Below are 14913 nucleotides of genomic sequence, written 5' to 3'. Positions count from 1 at the left end.
GCCGCACTCGCCCCGTCTCTGCCGGGACCCTGACGGTCGGTGTGCCGCGCGGTGTCAGCGGGCCTCGGCCGCGCGGACCTCTTCCGGTGTCGGCGCCGTACCACCGAGGTGCGCCGGCATCCACCAGGTGTCCTGGGCGTCCTTGGGGCGTACGGGGTAGGCGCGCTGGGCTGCTTCGAGGAGTTCCTGTACGGCCTCGCGCAGCTGGCGCGTGATGGCGCCGGCGTACTTGTCGCGGGACGCCTCGATCGCCTCGCCGACCCGGATGGTGATCGGGGTGTGGCTCCGCTTGAAGTTCTTCGGGTGGCCCTTGGTCCACAGCCGCTGCGTGCCCCACACGGCCATCGGGATCAGCGGTACGCCCGCCTCCTGGGCCAGTCGCGCGGCGCCCGACTTGAAGGTCTTCAGCGTGAACGACTCCGAGATCGTGGCTTCCGGGAAGACTCCGATGATCTCGCCGGAGCGCAGCGAGTCGAGCGCGTGCTTGTACGCCGCCTCACCCTGCTTGCGGTCCACGGGGATGTGCTTCATCCCGCGCATCAGCGGCCCGGAGATCTTGTGCCGGAACACGGACTCCTTGGCCATGAAGCGGACGAGCCGCTTCTGCGGGAGCGCCGCCAGGCCGTCGAAGATGAAGTCCAGGTAGCTGATGTGGTTGCTCACCAGCACGGCGCCGCCCGAGCGCGGAATGTTCTCCGACCCCTTGCAGTCGATCTTCAGGTCCCACGCCTTGAACAAAGTGAGGGCGAGACCGACAACGGGACGGTAGACAAGCTCTGCCATGGACGGGGTGAACCCTTCCTTCTCTGCCAGGGAAAGGGCTCCCGGCGGGAAAGTTACGCAGCCGTAGGTTTACGGCATCTCGCAGATCGTGCCCCAAGAACGCACGGACAGCCAGTGTTGGTGCCTGGGAACGGCGAGATCCTCGTCACGTCGACCCCATGATCCACCTCGGGCTTTTGCGTCGCCTTTACTTCGCACGTACGGCAACCCTCCGTACGACCAGGTACATCTCGCAGTCAAGCAGTACCCGAATGCAGCATTGAGAAACGCGGCGGCGAGCGCGGCGCCGGTCGCCGCGAACCCCAGCCAGGGTGGCACCGGGGCGAAGGAATCTTTGGAGTCGTGTGCATGCTGACGAGATGATGGGCGGACTGGTGGCGGCGCCTACGGAGTGCCGCGTCGGCGGCGGAACGGGAGAGTGCGGGTGCGCGGGCGCGACGACGGACAGCGGCTCGGCGCGGCCGAGTTGGGCCAGGATCTCGGCGAGCGCGCCACCCTCGTGCAGTTCTCCAGCGCCTTCTGCGCGCCCTGCCGGGCGACCCGGCGGGTCCTCGGTGAGGTGGCGGACATGGTGCCGGGCGTGGCCCACGTCGAGATCGACGCCGAGGCCCGGCTGGAGCTCGTACGCCGACTCGGCATCCTCAAGACCCCGACCGTGCTGGTCCTCGACGCCGACGGTCACGTGGTGCGGCGGGCGACCGGTCAACCGCGCAAGGCGGATGTGATCGCGGCGCTGGGGGAGGCGGTGTGAGTGCGTGAGCCATGTCCCAGGTAACGGGACGTACTTGACTGCGTGCACCATCTATCGTCAGCCTGACTGTATGCCTTCGGAACTCCTTCTCTTCGGACGGGTGCACATCGACCTCGTCCGTACCGCGAGCGCGCGCTGTCCGGGTCGTTGAACACCCAGAACACCGACAGGACCGCTGCCGACTCCCCCCAGAAGGACCATTCCATGACGGCCACGCCCGATCTGGTCACCCCTCAGCTCACCCCTCAGCTCGCCACGACCGACCTGTTCCGCTCCGTCTTCCGGCGGCACGCGGCGGGCGTCGCCGTGATCACCGCCCACGGTGACCGGGGCCCGGTCGGCTTCACCGCCACCTCCCTCACCTCGGTCTCCGCCGAACCTCCGCTCGTCTCCTTCGGTATCGGCACCGGCGCCTCCAGCTGGCCCGCGATAGCCCGGGCCGACCATGTCGGGGTGCACATACTCGGCGAGCACCAGCGCGAGCTGGCCGCGACCTTCGCGCGCAGCGGTGCCGACCGCTTCGGCCCGTCCACCGCCTGGCGGGAAGGGCCGGAAGGCGTTCCCGTCCTCGACGATGTCCTCGCCTGGCTCGTGTGCCGGGTCCACGCGCGCGTGCCCGCCGGGGATCACCGCGTGGTGCTCGCCGAGGTCGTGCACGGGGACCCCTCGGGACCCGGACGTCCGCTCGTGTACCACCAGGGGCGGTTCACCGCACTGCGTGACTGACCGGGCTCCGGACTCTTCTGCGGGACCGTCCAGTTCCGGTTACGCTGCGTTGCAAAGGTCACAGTTCAAAGCGCTTGCTTAGCGGGCAGGGACTGGGTGTACTGACGAGTAATATTCCGGTCGGAGCGCAGGCCGCCCCGACCGGGATCGGCCGCTTGGGGCGCCTATGCTGCCTGCAAGCAGGCAGCAGAGAAATGTCGATGCAGTAGGAGAGCCGGCGTGAGCTTGAGGATCGTTGTCACTGTGAAGTACGTGCCCGACGCCACTGGCGACCGGCACTTCGCCGATGACCTGACCGTCGACCGGGACGACGTGGACGGTCTGCTCTCCGAACTCGACGAGTACGCGGTCGAGCAGGCGCTGCAGATCGCCGAGGACGCCGACGACGCCGAGATCACCGTCCTGACCGTGGGCCCCGAGGACGCCAAGGACGCGCTCCGCAAGGCCCTTTCGATGGGCGCCGACAAGGCGATCCACGTCGAGGACGACGACCTGCACGGCACCGACGCCATCGGCACCTCGCTGGTGCTGGCCAAGGCGATCGAGAAGGCCGGCTACGACCTGGTCATCTCCGGCATGGCCTCCACCGACGGCACCATGGGTGTCGTACCGGCGCTGCTCGCCGAGCGTCTGGGCGTCCCGCAGGTCACGCTGCTCTCCGAGGTCTCCGTCGAGGACGGCACCGTGAAGGGGCGCCGGGACGGCGACGCCGCGTCCGAGACGCTGGAGGCTTCCCTCCCGGCCGTCGTGTCGGTCACCGACCAGTCGGGCGAGGCGCGTTACCCGTCCTTCAAGGGCATCATGGCGGCCAAGAAGAAGCCGGTGGAGTCCTGGGACCTGTCCGACCTGGACCTGGAGGCCGAGGAGGTCGGCCTGGAGGGTTCCTACACGGTCGTCGACTCCGCGGCCGAGCGCCCGGCCCGTACGGCAGGCACGATCGTCAAGGACGAGGGCGAGGGCGGCAAGCAGCTCGCTCAGTTCCTCGCGGGCCAGAAGTTCATCTGAGCCCCGATTCGCTGACCGCCCCCTCACACTTCGCAAGCAGGAGAGAAGAAGTCCCATGGCTGAAGTTCTCGTCTACGTCGACCACGTGGACGGTGCCGTCCGCAAGCCCACCCTGGAGCTGCTGACGCTGGCCCGCCGCGTCGGCGAGCCCGTCGCCGTCGCGCTGGGCAACGGCGCCGCCGACACCGCCGCCACGCTCGCCGAGCACGGCGCCGTGAAGGTCCTCACCCACGAGGCCGCCGAGTACGCCGACTACCTGGTCGTCCCGAAGGTCGACGCGCTTCAGGCCGCGGTCGAGGCCGTCTCCCCGGCCGCCGTGCTGGTGCCGTCCTCCGCCGAGGGCAAGGAGATCGCCGCCCGGCTGGCGCTGCGTATCGGTTCCGGCATCATCACCGACGCCATCGACCTGGAGGCCGGCGACGAGGGCCCGGTGGCCACGCAGTCGGTGTTCGCCGCGTCCTTCACCACCAAGTCCCGTGTGGCCAAGGGCACCCCGGTCATCACGGTCAAGCCCAACAGCGCCGCGGTGGAGGCCGCTCCGGCCGCAGGCAGCGTCGAGGCGCTCGCCGTGACCTTCTCCGAGAAGGCCACCGGCACCAAGGTCACCGCCCGTACGCCGCGTGAGTCGACCGGCCGCCCGGAGCTGACCGAGGCCGCGATCGTGGTCTCCGGCGGCCGTGGTGTGAACGGCGCGGAGAACTTCGCGATCATCGAGGCGCTCGCCGACTCCCTCGGCGCGGCCGTCGGTGCCTCGCGTGCCGCCGTCGACGCCGGCTGGTACCCGCACACCAACCAGGTCGGCCAGACCGGTAAGTCGGTCTCGCCGCAGCTGTACATCGCCTCCGGCATCTCCGGCGCGATCCAGCACCGCGCCGGTATGCAGACCTCGAAGACGATCGTGGCGGTCAACAAGGACGCCGAGGCCCCGATCTTCGACCTCGTCGACTACGGCGTCGTCGGCGACCTCTTCGACGTCGTCCCGCAGCTCACCGAGGAGATCAAGACCCGTAAGGGCTGATTCGCAGACAGCTGAACGAGGCCCCCGCGACCGTCGGCACGGTCGCGGGGGCCTCGGCTCATCCCAGGGTCAGCGACGCCTGCACCGGCAGATGGTCGCTCGGGAACTGCCCGTCCACGGCGAAGGTGTTGATCGACGCGTGGTGCGTCGTGACCCTCGGCGTGGTCAGGATCCAGTCGATCCGGTCGCCGTTCGGCGTCAGCGGCCGGTAGCCGTGGAAGGTCGCGTACAGCGGGCCGCGCTCGGCCGCCGTGTCCCAGGTGTCGACGAGACCGGTGCCCAGCATGGTGTCGTAGACGACGTTCTTGTGGGCGGCCACGTTGAAGTCGCCGGTCACCACCAAGGGCAGGGAGCGGTCCAGGGTGGTGAGCCGCTGGGCGATGAGTACGGCGGAGCGCTCGCGCGCGTACTGGCTGGCGTGGTCGAAGTGTGTGTTGAGGACGTAGAACTCCCGTCCGCCGTCGCGCCGGTCGCGGAAGCGGACCCAGGTGACCATCCGGGCGAAGCCCGCGCCCCAGGTGTTCGAGCCGATCACGTCTGGGGTGTCGGAAAGCCAGAAGTGGTCGTACTCGGTGGGCGTGAGGCGTCGCCGGTCGTAGAAGACCGCCATGGACTCGTCCCGGCTGCCGTGCAGGCGGCCGGTGCCGATCCAGTCGTAGTGGCTGCCGAGATCGTTCCCGATGTCGAGCAGCTGGTGGAAGATGCCCTCCTGGGTGCCGATGACGTGCGGGGCCTCGCGGTGCAGCAGTTCGCGCATCACCGGTCTGCGAACGGCCCAGCTGTTGGGCTCGGTGGTACTGGCGAAGCGGAGGTTGAAGGACATGACCTCCAGGCGACGGCCCGCGGACCGGGGTTCGCCCGCCGAGGCGGACGGTCCGGACAGTGCTGTACTGGAGAGCGGAACGGCGACCGCCGCCGCTAACGCGGCCTTCAGACCCAGACGGCGCGTGACTCGGCTGTGCTGCGGCACGGGGGCTCCTTCGGTAGGGCTGCCGGACGAGTCGTGCGTACGGAAGTGTTCTATCGCCATGTGAGATGGGCGTGAACATGCCGAAAGCCCGGAGTGGACCGATACAGAAGTGGTGTTGACCGGCGGGAAGATTCCCGGATAACTTCGTTCTACGGATTGTTGATTCCGTATTGCGGAAAACAGGAGGGTATGGGATGGGTCAGGGCCAGCAGGAGCAGGTGGCGACGAGCCTCGCGGGCGCCGTCAGCGAGGAGATCAGTGCCTCTCTCGCGCCGGTCGACGCCGAACTGGAACGCCGCTATCCCGGCGACCCCGGCACCCGCCAGCCCGTCCACACCGTCTACGTCCCCGGGGACGTCTTCGCCGCCGGCACCATTCGCTCCTGGGGCGACCAGGCCCTCGCCGCCCTCGACGAACACGCCCCGGACGCCGCCTCCTTCGCCGCCGTCCTCGGCCTCGCGGACGACCTCGCCGAGCCCGTGTACGCGCGCGTGCGCGCCAAGCTGGAGCGCGAGCCCATCGAAGACCTGCGCGTCGACTTCGAGGACGGCTACGGCCCGCGCGCGGACGCCGAGGAGGACGAGACGGCGGCCCGTGCGGCGCGGCTGATCGCTCAGGCGTACGAGAACGGCACGGCGGCGCCGTACATGGGCATCCGCATGAAGTGCATGGAGGCGCCGGTCCGCGACCGGGGCATCCGCACCCTGGACATCTTCCTGACCGGCCTCATGGAGGCGGGCGGGCTGCCCGGCGGGCTGGTCCTGACGCTGCCCAAGGTGACCTACGCCGAGCAGGTCACCGCCATGGTGCGGCTCCTGGAGGCCTTCGAGAAGGCGCGCGGTCTCGCCCCCGGCCGGATCGGCTTCGAGATCCAGATCGAGACCAGCCAGTCCATCCTCGCCGCCGACGGCACCGCAACCGTCGCGCGCATGATCCAGGCCGCCGAGGGCCGCGCCACCGGGCTGCACTACGGCACCTTCGACTACAGCGCCTGCCTCGGCGTCTCGGCCGCCCACCAGGCCAGCGACCACCCGGCCGCCGACCACGCCAAGGCGATCATGCAGGTCGCGGCGGCAGGCACGGGCGTGCGCGTGTCGGACGGCTCCACCAACGTCCTCCCGGTCGGTACGACCGAGAAGGTCCACGACGCCTGGCGACTGCACTACGGCCTCACCCGGCGCGCCCTGGCCCGCGCCTACTACCAGGGCTGGGACATGCACCCCGGGCACATCCCGACCCGGTACGCGGCCGTCTTCGCCTTCTACCGAGAGGGCTTCGAGCAGGCAGCGGCCCGTCTGACCCGGTACGCCAACCGGGCGGGCGGCGACGTCATGGACGAGCCCGCCACCGCCAAGGCCCTCAGCGGGTATCTGCTGCGCGGCCTGGACTGCGGCGCGCTCGACATCGCCGAGGTCGCCCGCGCGACCGGGCTGACTCGTGTGGACCTGGAGGGTTTCGCGGCGCCCAGGCGCGCCGATCTCACGGTCTCCGCCAAGTGACGAAGTAGCGGAGCTGTCACAGCCGAGGTCTCCCGGCCGCGTTGTCACTGGCGCCCCTTAGTCTGTTCCCCACGCATCAGACGTGTCACAGGAACGGGGCGGCGGTGTCTTCGGGGGAGTACGGACAGGCGGACGGGGCCGGTCGGCTGCTGGCCGGGCGCTATCGTGCCGTGGCGCAGCTCGGGCGCGGCGGCATGGGCGTGGTCTGGAGAGCCGTCGACGAGGTGCTCGGCCGCGAGGTCGCCGTCAAGGAACTGCGCACGTACACCGACGCCGACGGACCCGAACTCGCCGATCTCCGGGTGCGGATGCAGCGCGAGGCCCGTGCCGCGGCCCGGGTGCGCCATCCCGGAGTCGTGGCCGTGCACGACGTCGCCGAGGTCGACGGCCGCCCCCTGATCGTCATGGAGCTGGTGGACGGCCCGTCCCTGGACGACGTGCTGCGTGAACACGGCACCATCGACCCGCGCGAGGCGGCCGGGATCGGCGCCAAGGTGATGGAGGCGCTGGCCGCCGCCCATCGCGCCGGTGTCCTGCACCGCGACGTGAAGCCCGGCAACATCCTGCTGGAGCGCTCCGGCCGAGTCGTCCTCACCGACTTCGGCATCGCCACCATGGAGGACCCGGGCGACGGCTCCGCCACCCACCTCACCCGCAGCGGCGAACTGGTCGGCTCCCTGGACTACTTGGCCCCCGAGCGGGCCCAGGGCGCCGACCCCGGCCCGGCCTCCGACGTCTGGGCCCTGGGCGCCACGCTCTACGCGGCCGTCGAGGGCGTCTCGCCCTTCCGCCGTACGTCGACCTACTCCACCCTCACCGCGATCGTCTCCGAACCGCTGCCGGAGCCGCGCAGGGCCGGGCCCCTGGGCCCCGTCCTCCAACTCCTGCTGGACAAGCGGCCCGAGGGCCGTCCGGAGGCCGACGCGGCGCGGGAGCTGCTGCAGCGGGTGGCGGACGGCTCCGGGACGGACGTACCGACGACGATGCTGCGGGGGAGCGGGGCGCCCCGGGAGGAGACACAGCGCAGCGTTCCGGCGGTGCCGCCGGGGTTCGGGCCGCCGGAGTCCGGTGCGTCGGCGGCACAGAGGGCGGACGCGTCAGAACGGTCCGGGCAGGAGGGACCGGCCGGTTCGGAGGCGCCCGTCTTCGGTTCGCCGGTGCAGGCGGGTCCGGGAACGCCCGGCTTCGGTTCGCCGGAGAGGGCGGATTCGTCGACGCCCGGCTTCGGTTCGCCCGTGCAGGACGGCTCAAGCGCGCCCGGCTCCGGCTCCGCCGCGGCTGCCGCCCAGGCCTCGGCCGCCACCGGTCCCATCCCCGCGTCGCCCCCTTCCCGTCGCAAGGGGCGCGTCCTGCTGGCCGCCGCGGCCGTGACCGTCGTCCTCGCGGCCACCGGGGTCACCGTCGCCCTGCTGAACAACACCGGCGATGCGGAAGCCGGCGCCCGGCCCACGTCCTCCGCCACCACATCCGGCGGTGCCACGTCCTCGGCGTCCGGCAGCCCCGACGCCGACCGCTCCGCCTCCGCCAACCCCACGGAGCAGGGCGACGAGAAGACGCGTACCCCGACGACACCGCCGCCCGAGAAGGGCGAGGGCACGTCCGGCGGCCAGGGTTCCACGCCCACACCGACCAAGTCCGCCGGCGGCGGCACGACGGAGGGCGGCTCCAGCAGCGGCGGTGCGAGCGGCGGGGGCGGCGCGACCACCCCGGCGCCGACGGCCGCCTGTGTGTCCATAGGCGGCGGCAAGTACAACTGCGAGGTCTGGCGCACCGCCACCTCGTACACCGCCGACGGCACCAAGGCCGGCGTCCTCAACGCGGGCACCAACTACTTCTACTGCCAGTCCAACCTGGGGCGCCGGGAGACCTACGGCGAGTGGACCAACGTCTGGTGGGCGAAGACGGACGACGACAGAGGCAACGCGGGCGTCTACATCAGCGACGTCTACATCAAGGGCGGCAACAACGACGAGCCGGTCCCCGGACTCCCGGCCTGCTGAACCGGCAGATACCGCTCCAGCCCCGAGGCCGTCACCAGCTTCTCCTCGCCGAGCAGCCGTGTCCCCGCCGCGCACACCCGCCCGTCGGCACGCGCGCGCGTGCAGAAGTCCTCGGGCGTGACGCCGAACAGTTCCCTCAACCGCGGCGAACCCGTCAGGAGTTCGGTGAGCAGGGCCCGCTGCCCGGGGTGGGTGCGTGGCGCGCCGGTGCCGTTGTGCAGGACGCCGCGGCGATTGACGTAGACGTGAGCGCCGGGCAGCGTGGTGCCGTCGGCCAACTCCACCAGCACCTCCGGCGCGGGCAGCCAGGCGCGGCCGTAGTTGCCGTCCGGCAGTGGCACGCCCTCGCTCGCGTCGACCACCGCGAGCTGCTCGGCATCCAGCCAGGTGATGAACAACTCGCGCACCCGCCCCGGCGCTTCGAACGGCGACGCGGACACGTACCCCATGCGGCTCACATGCGCGGAGACGCCGATCTCGACGCCCGTGACGCGGGCCTTCACCATCGGCACGGGGGCGGTGATCCCGGACTCGGCCATCTTGTACCGCAGTTGGGCCGGGCAGGCGTTGGAGCCGACCGCGAGGACGGGGACGCGGTCCTCGTACACCAGACGGTCGAGCGGCAGCAGTCGGTCACCGTCCAGGAGGACGGACTCGGTCGGCCACACACCGGGGTAGAGCAGCGGATGATCGCGCGGAGCCTCGGCCAGGCACAGCGATTCCAGGGTGCGGTCTTCCACAGGCGCCTCAGTCCGCCGGCGGCAGTTCGCCCGAGCCGCGGGTGATCAGCCGGGTCGGGAGCTCGATGCGCTCCGGGACGACCAGCGAGCCGTCCAGCTGGCGGAAGAGACGCTCGGCCGCGGTACGGCCGAGGGTGGCGGCGTCCTGCGCGACGACCGTGACGCCCGGCTGCAGCAGATCGGCCAGCTCGATGTCGTCGAACCCGACCAGGGCGACCCGGCGCGACTGCTCGGCGAGCACTCGGACCACGGTGACCGTCACCCGGTTGTTGCCCGCGAAGACCGCGGTGACGGGGGAGGGGCCGGAGAGCATCTCCTCGGCCGCGCGGCGCACCCGCTCGGGGTCGGTCACCCCCAGCGACATCCAGGACTCCTCGACCGGTATCCCCGCGTCCTCCATGGCCGCCCGGTAGCCGCGCAGCCGCTCGGCGGCCGTGTGGATGCGGGGCATGTCGCCGATGAAGCCGATCCGGTGGTGACCGTGGGCGATGAGGTGGGCCACACCGTCGCGGGCGCCGCCATAGCTGTCCGACAGCACCACATCGGCGTGGATCTTCCCGGCCGGACGGTCCACGAACACGGTGGCCACGCCCGCCCGCAGCTCGGGCTCCAGATAGCGGTGGTCGTCACCGGCCGGGATGACCACCAGCCCGTCCACCCGCCGTGCGCACAGCGCCAGCACCAGCTCCTGCTCACGGTCCGGGTCCTCCGCGCTGGAGCCGTTGATGAGCAGGGCACCGTGCGCGCGGGCCACCTCCTCGACCGCGCGGCTGAGCGGACCGTAGAACGGGTCCGCGAGGTCTTCCAGGACCAGGCCGATGCTCGCCGTACGGCCCTTGCGCAGCACCCGCGCGCTGTCGTTGCGGCGGAAGCCCAGCGCGTCGATGGCCTCCTGGACGCGGCGCTCCGTCTCCGGGGTGACCCCCGGCTCCGCGTTGACCACGCGCGAGACGGTCTTGAGTCCGACTCCCGCACGCGCCGCCACGTCCTTCATGGTCGGACGATTGCCGTAGCGGTTCCCGGAGATGCGGTCTGCGAGGCGATCTGCACGGCGGCTGGTCTCGGGCACAGTGCGGTGTCCTGTCCTGTCGTCCACGGGGATGCGTCGGGCCATGGGTATGTATGAGGATGTGGCGTCGAGCATAGAGCCTGGACAACGTTGTCAGATGCGGGAGAGACTGTCCACCGCAATCTCCGGCCTGCGTCCCCACCGTGAGACCGGCCCGCCTTTTTCCCGTGGTTGACGGGGAGAACCGATCCTTGACCGGGAGATCAGACACAGATGCACACCGACTTCGTGGCTGCGCTCGACATCGGCGGCACCAAGATCGCCGGGGCGCTGGTGGACGGCCACGGCAGCATCCTCGTGCGTGCACAGCGCGCGACTCCGGCACAGGAGGACGGCGACACCGTGATGGAGGCCGTCGAGGAGGTGCTCGGTGAACTGACCGCGTCCGAGCTGTGGGGACGGGCCACCGCGCTCGGCATCGGCAGCGCGGGCCCGGTGGACGCCTCCGCGGGCACGGTGAGCCCGGTGAACGTGCCCGGCTGGCGCGACTACCCGCTCGTACGGCGGGTGCGCGCCGCCGCCGGAGGGCTGCCCGTCGAGCTGATCGGCGACGGGGTGGCGATCACGGCAGCCGAGCACTGGCAGGGCGCAGCCCGCGGCCACGACAACGCGCTGTGCATGGTCGTCTCCACGGGTGTCGGCGGCGGCCTGGTCCTGGGCGGCCAGTTGCACCCCGGGCCGACCGGCAACGCGGGCCACATCGGGCACATCAGCGTGGATCTCGACGGCGACGACTGCCCGTGCGGTTCGCGCGGCTGCGTGGAGCGCATCGCGAGCGGCCCGAACATCGCGCGGCGCGCGCTCGAGGGCGGCTGGCATCCGGGCCCCGACGGTGACACCTCCGCCGCCGCGGTGGCCGCCGCCGCGCGCGAGGGCGACCCCGTCGCCGTGGCCTCCTTCGAACGCGCCGCCCAGGCCCTGGCCGCCGGCATCGCGGCCACCGCGACCCTCGTCGAGATCGACATCGCCGTCATCGGCGGGGGCGTCGGCAAGGCGGGCGATGTGCTCTTCACGCCGTTGCGCAAGGCGTTGAGCGACTACGCGACGCTGTCCTTCGTGCAGCGCCTGACCGTGGTGCCGGCACAGATGGGGACGGACGCGGGACTGGTGGGCGCTGCCGCCGCCGCGCTCGCCAAGCGACCGGACGCGGCCGCTGCGGGGGTGTGAGGCAGGGCCTCAGCAGGAACGTTCACTCGGCGGTCGGCCCTGGGGGAGGGGCTCGGCCGCCGAGTCGTCGTGCGGGCTGGCATGGGTGCGAACCCGCCGCCGGGCTCAGCAGCTCAGCTGTGCGTCCGCCCAGTCCGCGTGGTCGGAGTCGATACCGTCGCCGCCGTCGGTGACGACGAGGCGGATCAGCTGGGCGCCCGTCACGGCGGCGGTGAGCGGCTGGGCGGGCATCGCGTTGGTGAGGACGCCGGTCGAGGCGGCCTTGGTACCGGCCGCCCAGATCTCGAAGGCGACCGTCCCGTTCGCCCCCTTCTCGTCGTCGACACCGACGTCCGCGGTCACCGTCTCGCACGCACCGCCGGCGTAGTAGTCGACGGCGCTCTCGGCGTGCACACCGAGCCCCTTCGCGTACGCGACCCCGCCGATGGTGATCGGGTTGCCGTCGCCCGCGTCGCTCTCCCCGTTGCTGGTGTTGCTCTCGACCGGCCCGCATCCGCTGGCGGCCGACAACCACGGGAGGTCACCCAGTCCGGACGTCCCCGAGGGCGGCGGCACCACCACGGACACGGCGATCGGCACCGCGCTGTCGACGCGGACACCGGCCGGGGAGCGGTAACTCGCCTTGAGCGTCAGGTCGTACGACCCGGAGGGCGTCCCTGATGGCGCGGTGACGGACCACTTGGTGCGCAGCGAGCGGCCGGTCGGCAGGGAGGCGGTGGCCGTCGGTGACGTGGCCCTGACGGTCCAGCCCTCGGGACCGGTCAGCGCGACGGAGACGCGCTTGGCCGACGTGCGTCCCAGGTCGGTGACGGTGGACGTCAGTGCGGCCGGCTCACCCGCCTCGACCAACGGGCTGCCCTCCAGGCCGAGTTCGACGGCGGGCGGATGCTTGGCCCAGCGCGGGTCGGGCGCGACCCGGACGAGAACCGTGCCGTGCGCCGGGACGGTGGCCGAGATGGTGCCCGCGGTGTTGTAGCTCTTGTGCTGCCACAGGTCGCGCAGGGTGTAGGCGTCGGCTTCGGGCAGGCCGTCCGACCACTCTTGTGCGGGTTGTGCGGGTGTGAAGGTGACGCATCGTTACGTTCCTCCGAACCAGCGAAAGGTGGGATGACTGCATGTACGCGTCATAAGTGCGTTCACGGTAGGATGTGTCGGACTCTGTTGGAAGACGCGCGTTCGATGGTGTGAGTCTGTGCTCACATACCCGAGAAGCGGCGTGCGAGGTCGCGCAGCGAGGCCGCCGCGTCGGCCGCCTGATCCCGCGGGATCGTGGAGCCCGCCATGGCGCCCAGGCGCTCCATGTCCTCGGCGAGGCGCAGGTGTTCACGCGCGGCGTGTTCACGGCAGGGCAGGCAGGTGACGCTCTCCGGGCGCGCGGAGGTCATCGCGTACGGCACACGCAGGCCGCATCCGGCGGTGACGGTGCTCGGGAGATCGCCGGCGAGAGCGAACGTGGACGCCAGGATGTTGCGCGTGGCGGCACTGTTGCGCATCACCTTCGCGTCGACGTGGATGTGCCGGTCCTGCTCGTTCATCCGCCCTCCTTGTCGTGGCCGTCACGGCAGAGCATGCCAGTTGGGCATGGATGCCATCCGTTCCGGTTCCCTCGGCAAGGGGTGCGTGACCCCGGCCCGGTCCGCGCAGTTGAGCGGGGCATGAAGAAGCGCAGCATGCTCGCCATCGCCTCCCTTGCCACCGGTTTCGTCGTCGCGGCTGTGTCGCCGTCCCATGCCCACGGCGACGATCCCGCCGCGCCCAGCGGTCCGGCTGCTCCCGACCGTCCGGCTGGTCCCGGCGACTCGGCCGTACTCCACGGTCCGGCCGTACTGCACGGTCCGGCTGTTCTCGGCGGCACCCCAGCCGTGGTCCACAGTCCGGCTGTTGTCGACGTCGACGAGACCATGGGCACCGTCGACCCGTTCCTCGCCAGGGAGTTCCGTATGGCGCTGGACGACACCCCGCACGGACCGAAGGGCAAGGGCAAGATCGGCTGACGAGGCCGACGGCCGGAGCGCGACGCCGGTGTCCCCGCTGTGGGGGCCACCGGCGTTCTGCGTTTGTGCACCCTCAACGGGAGCTGGTTTTGGTGGCAGGGTGGAGCGGGCAAGCCACAGGGGGCCAACAGAAGAGGGGGAACCGTGATCGTTTGGATCAACGGTGCGTTCGGTGCGGGGAAGACCACCACCGCACGGGAACTGATCGACCTGATCCCGAACAGCACGCTCTTCGACCCCGAGGTCATCGGCGGAGCACTCACTCACCTGCTTCCGCCCAAACACCTCGCCGAGGTCGGTGACTACCAGGATCTGCCGATCTGGCGGCGGCTGGTGATCGACACGGCGGCCGCGATGCTCACCGAACTCGGCGGCACGCTGGTGGTCCCGATGACCCTGCTGCGCCAGGACTACCGCGACGAGATCTTCGGTGGGCTCGCCGCACGCCGGATCAGTGTCCGGCATGTGCTCCTCGCCCCGGCGGAAACGATCCTGCGCGAACGAATAGCCGGGCGGGAGGTGCCGCCCGAACTGCCCGACGGTGAGATGCGCATACGGCAGTGGTCGTACGACCACATAGAGCCGTACCGCGCCGCCCTCGCATCCTGGCTTACCGCCGACGCCCACCCCGTCGACACCGGCGCCCTCACGCCGTACGAGACCGCGGTCCGTATCGCCGACGCGGTCAGCAGTGGGAGCGTTCCGGTATGTGACATCGTACAAACCCCGGAACCCACCGCCGAGACGATCGCCGCAGGCGTCCTCCTCTTCGACGAACACGACCGGGTACTGCTCGTCGACCCCACCTACAAGGCAGGTTGGGAGTTTCCCGGCGGTGTCGTCGAACCCGGTGAGGCGCCCGCGCGCGCGGGCATGCGCGAGGTCGCCGAGGAGACCGGGATACGGCTCGACGACGTACCCCGCCTCCTCGTCGTGGACTGGGAACCTCCGGCCCCGCCCGGCTTCGGCGGCCTGCGCCTTCTCTACGACGGCGGTCGACTCGACTCCACCGAGGCCCACCGGCTGCTGCTGCCCGGCCCCGAACTGCGCGACTGGCGTTTCGTCACCGAAGCGGAGGCCGCCGATCTGCTCCCGCCCGTCCGCTACGAGCGGCTGCGGTGGGCGTTGCGGGCGCGGGAACGCGGGGCGGCACTGTATCTGGAGGCCGGGATTCCGACGCCGTGACTTGCG

Annotated in this window: 14 protein-coding genes and 2 pseudogenes; 9 read left to right on the top strand and 7 right to left on the bottom strand. The window is 71.0% G+C overall.

Annotated elements, in window-relative coordinates; all coding sequences use genetic code 11:
- Positions 1-54 precede the first annotated feature (54 nt).
- Together QQY66_RS04800 and QQY66_RS04795 are read right to left on the bottom strand one after the other, a co-directional pair.
- The gene (locus tag QQY66_RS04800) at positions 55-783 is read right to left on the bottom strand and encodes a 1-acyl-sn-glycerol-3-phosphate acyltransferase (RefSeq protein ID WP_301977783.1); all 729 of its coding nucleotides are present in this window, start codon (positions 781-783) and stop codon (positions 55-57) included.
- Between the two features lie 187 nt (positions 784-970).
- Positions 971-1098, bottom strand: a pseudogene (locus QQY66_RS04795) (DUF4395 family protein); the annotation flags it as partial.
- A gap of 109 nt (positions 1099-1207) precedes the next feature.
- Between QQY66_RS04795 and QQY66_RS04790 the strand changes: the two are divergent.
- The 4 genes from QQY66_RS04790 to QQY66_RS04775 all read left to right on the top strand — a co-directional run bounded on the left by QQY66_RS04790 (position 1208) and on the right by QQY66_RS04775 (position 4283).
- Positions 1208-1534 carry a thioredoxin family protein gene (locus QQY66_RS04790; protein WP_301977782.1) on the top strand — a complete coding sequence of 109 codons (327 nt, stop codon included), beginning with the start codon at positions 1208-1210 and terminating at the stop codon, positions 1532-1534.
- Between the two features lie 204 nt (positions 1535-1738).
- A complete protein-coding gene (locus QQY66_RS04785; RefSeq protein ID WP_301977781.1) occupies positions 1739-2260 on the top strand; it encodes a flavin reductase family protein in 522 nt (173 codons plus the stop codon).
- A 219-nt stretch (positions 2261-2479) separates the two neighbouring features.
- On the top strand, positions 2480-3265 hold the full coding sequence (locus QQY66_RS04780; protein WP_301977780.1) for an electron transfer flavoprotein subunit beta/FixA family protein: 786 nt from the start codon (positions 2480-2482) through the stop codon (positions 3263-3265).
- Positions 3266-3320: 55 nt separating this feature from the next.
- The gene (locus tag QQY66_RS04775) at positions 3321-4283 is read left to right on the top strand and encodes an electron transfer flavoprotein subunit alpha/FixB family protein (RefSeq protein ID WP_301977779.1); all 963 of its coding nucleotides are present in this window, start codon (positions 3321-3323) and stop codon (positions 4281-4283) included.
- A 58-nt stretch (positions 4284-4341) separates the two neighbouring features.
- Here QQY66_RS04775 and QQY66_RS04770 read toward each other — a convergent pair whose 3' ends face one another.
- Positions 4342-5253 carry an endonuclease/exonuclease/phosphatase family protein gene (locus tag QQY66_RS04770; RefSeq protein WP_301977778.1) on the bottom strand — a complete coding sequence of 304 codons (912 nt, stop codon included), beginning with the start codon at positions 5251-5253 and terminating at the stop codon, positions 4342-4344.
- Between the two features lie 194 nt (positions 5254-5447).
- On the opposite strand from QQY66_RS04770, the gene QQY66_RS04765 reads away from it, so the two are divergent.
- Positions 5448-6752: an aldolase/citrate lyase family protein gene (locus QQY66_RS04765; RefSeq protein ID WP_301977777.1), complete on the top strand. Its 1305-nt coding sequence runs from the start codon at positions 5448-5450 to the stop codon at positions 6750-6752.
- Positions 6753-6856: 104 nt separating this feature from the next.
- Positions 6857-8752, top strand: a complete 1896-nt coding sequence (locus QQY66_RS04760; RefSeq protein WP_301977776.1) for a serine/threonine-protein kinase — start codon at positions 6857-6859, stop codon at positions 8750-8752.
- Here QQY66_RS04760 and QQY66_RS04755 read toward each other — a convergent pair.
- Together QQY66_RS04755 and QQY66_RS04750 are read right to left on the bottom strand one after the other, a co-directional pair.
- Positions 8698-9492, bottom strand: coding sequence for a hypothetical protein (locus QQY66_RS04755; RefSeq protein WP_301977775.1), 795 nt, complete (start codon positions 9490-9492; stop codon positions 8698-8700). The two genes, QQY66_RS04760 and QQY66_RS04755, sit on opposite strands and share 55 nt — an antisense overlap.
- 7 nt (positions 9493-9499) lie before the next feature.
- Positions 9500-10606, bottom strand: a complete 1107-nt coding sequence (locus QQY66_RS04750) for a LacI family DNA-binding transcriptional regulator (protein ID WP_301977774.1) — start codon at positions 10604-10606, stop codon at positions 9500-9502.
- 168 nt (positions 10607-10774) lie between these two features.
- Between QQY66_RS04750 and QQY66_RS04745 the strand changes: the two genes are divergently transcribed.
- Positions 10775-11728 carry an ROK family protein gene (locus tag QQY66_RS04745; protein ID WP_301977773.1) on the top strand — a complete coding sequence of 318 codons (954 nt, stop codon included), beginning with the start codon at positions 10775-10777 and terminating at the stop codon, positions 11726-11728.
- A 105-nt stretch (positions 11729-11833) separates the two neighbouring features.
- Here QQY66_RS04745 and QQY66_RS04740 read toward each other — a convergent pair.
- Positions 11834-12757: pseudogene (locus tag QQY66_RS04740) on the bottom strand (NPCBM/NEW2 domain-containing protein); the annotation flags it as partial.
- A 167-nt stretch (positions 12758-12924) separates the two neighbouring features.
- On the bottom strand, positions 12925-13263 hold the full coding sequence (locus QQY66_RS04735; RefSeq protein WP_301977772.1) for a hypothetical protein: 339 nt from the start codon (positions 13261-13263) through the stop codon (positions 12925-12927).
- 180 nt (positions 13264-13443) lie between these two features.
- Here QQY66_RS04735 and QQY66_RS04730 point away from each other — a divergent pair, with 180 nt between their 5' ends.
- Both QQY66_RS04730 and QQY66_RS04725 read left to right on the top strand, forming a co-directional pair.
- Positions 13444-13722, top strand: coding sequence for a hypothetical protein (locus QQY66_RS04730; protein ID WP_301987170.1), 279 nt, complete (start codon positions 13444-13446; stop codon positions 13720-13722).
- Between the two features lie 144 nt (positions 13723-13866).
- Positions 13867-14907: an NUDIX hydrolase gene (locus tag QQY66_RS04725; protein ID WP_301977771.1), complete on the top strand. Its 1041-nt coding sequence runs from the start codon at positions 13867-13869 to the stop codon at positions 14905-14907.
- The last annotated feature ends 6 nt before the right edge of the window (positions 14908-14913 follow it).

The organism is Streptomyces sp. DG2A-72, from assembly GCF_030499575.1.
In the GTDB taxonomy this organism is placed as follows: domain Bacteria; phylum Actinomycetota; class Actinomycetes; order Streptomycetales; family Streptomycetaceae; genus Streptomyces.
The sequence above is the reverse complement of the archived record's forward strand: the minus strand, read 5'-3'. Positions and strand labels throughout refer to the sequence as shown.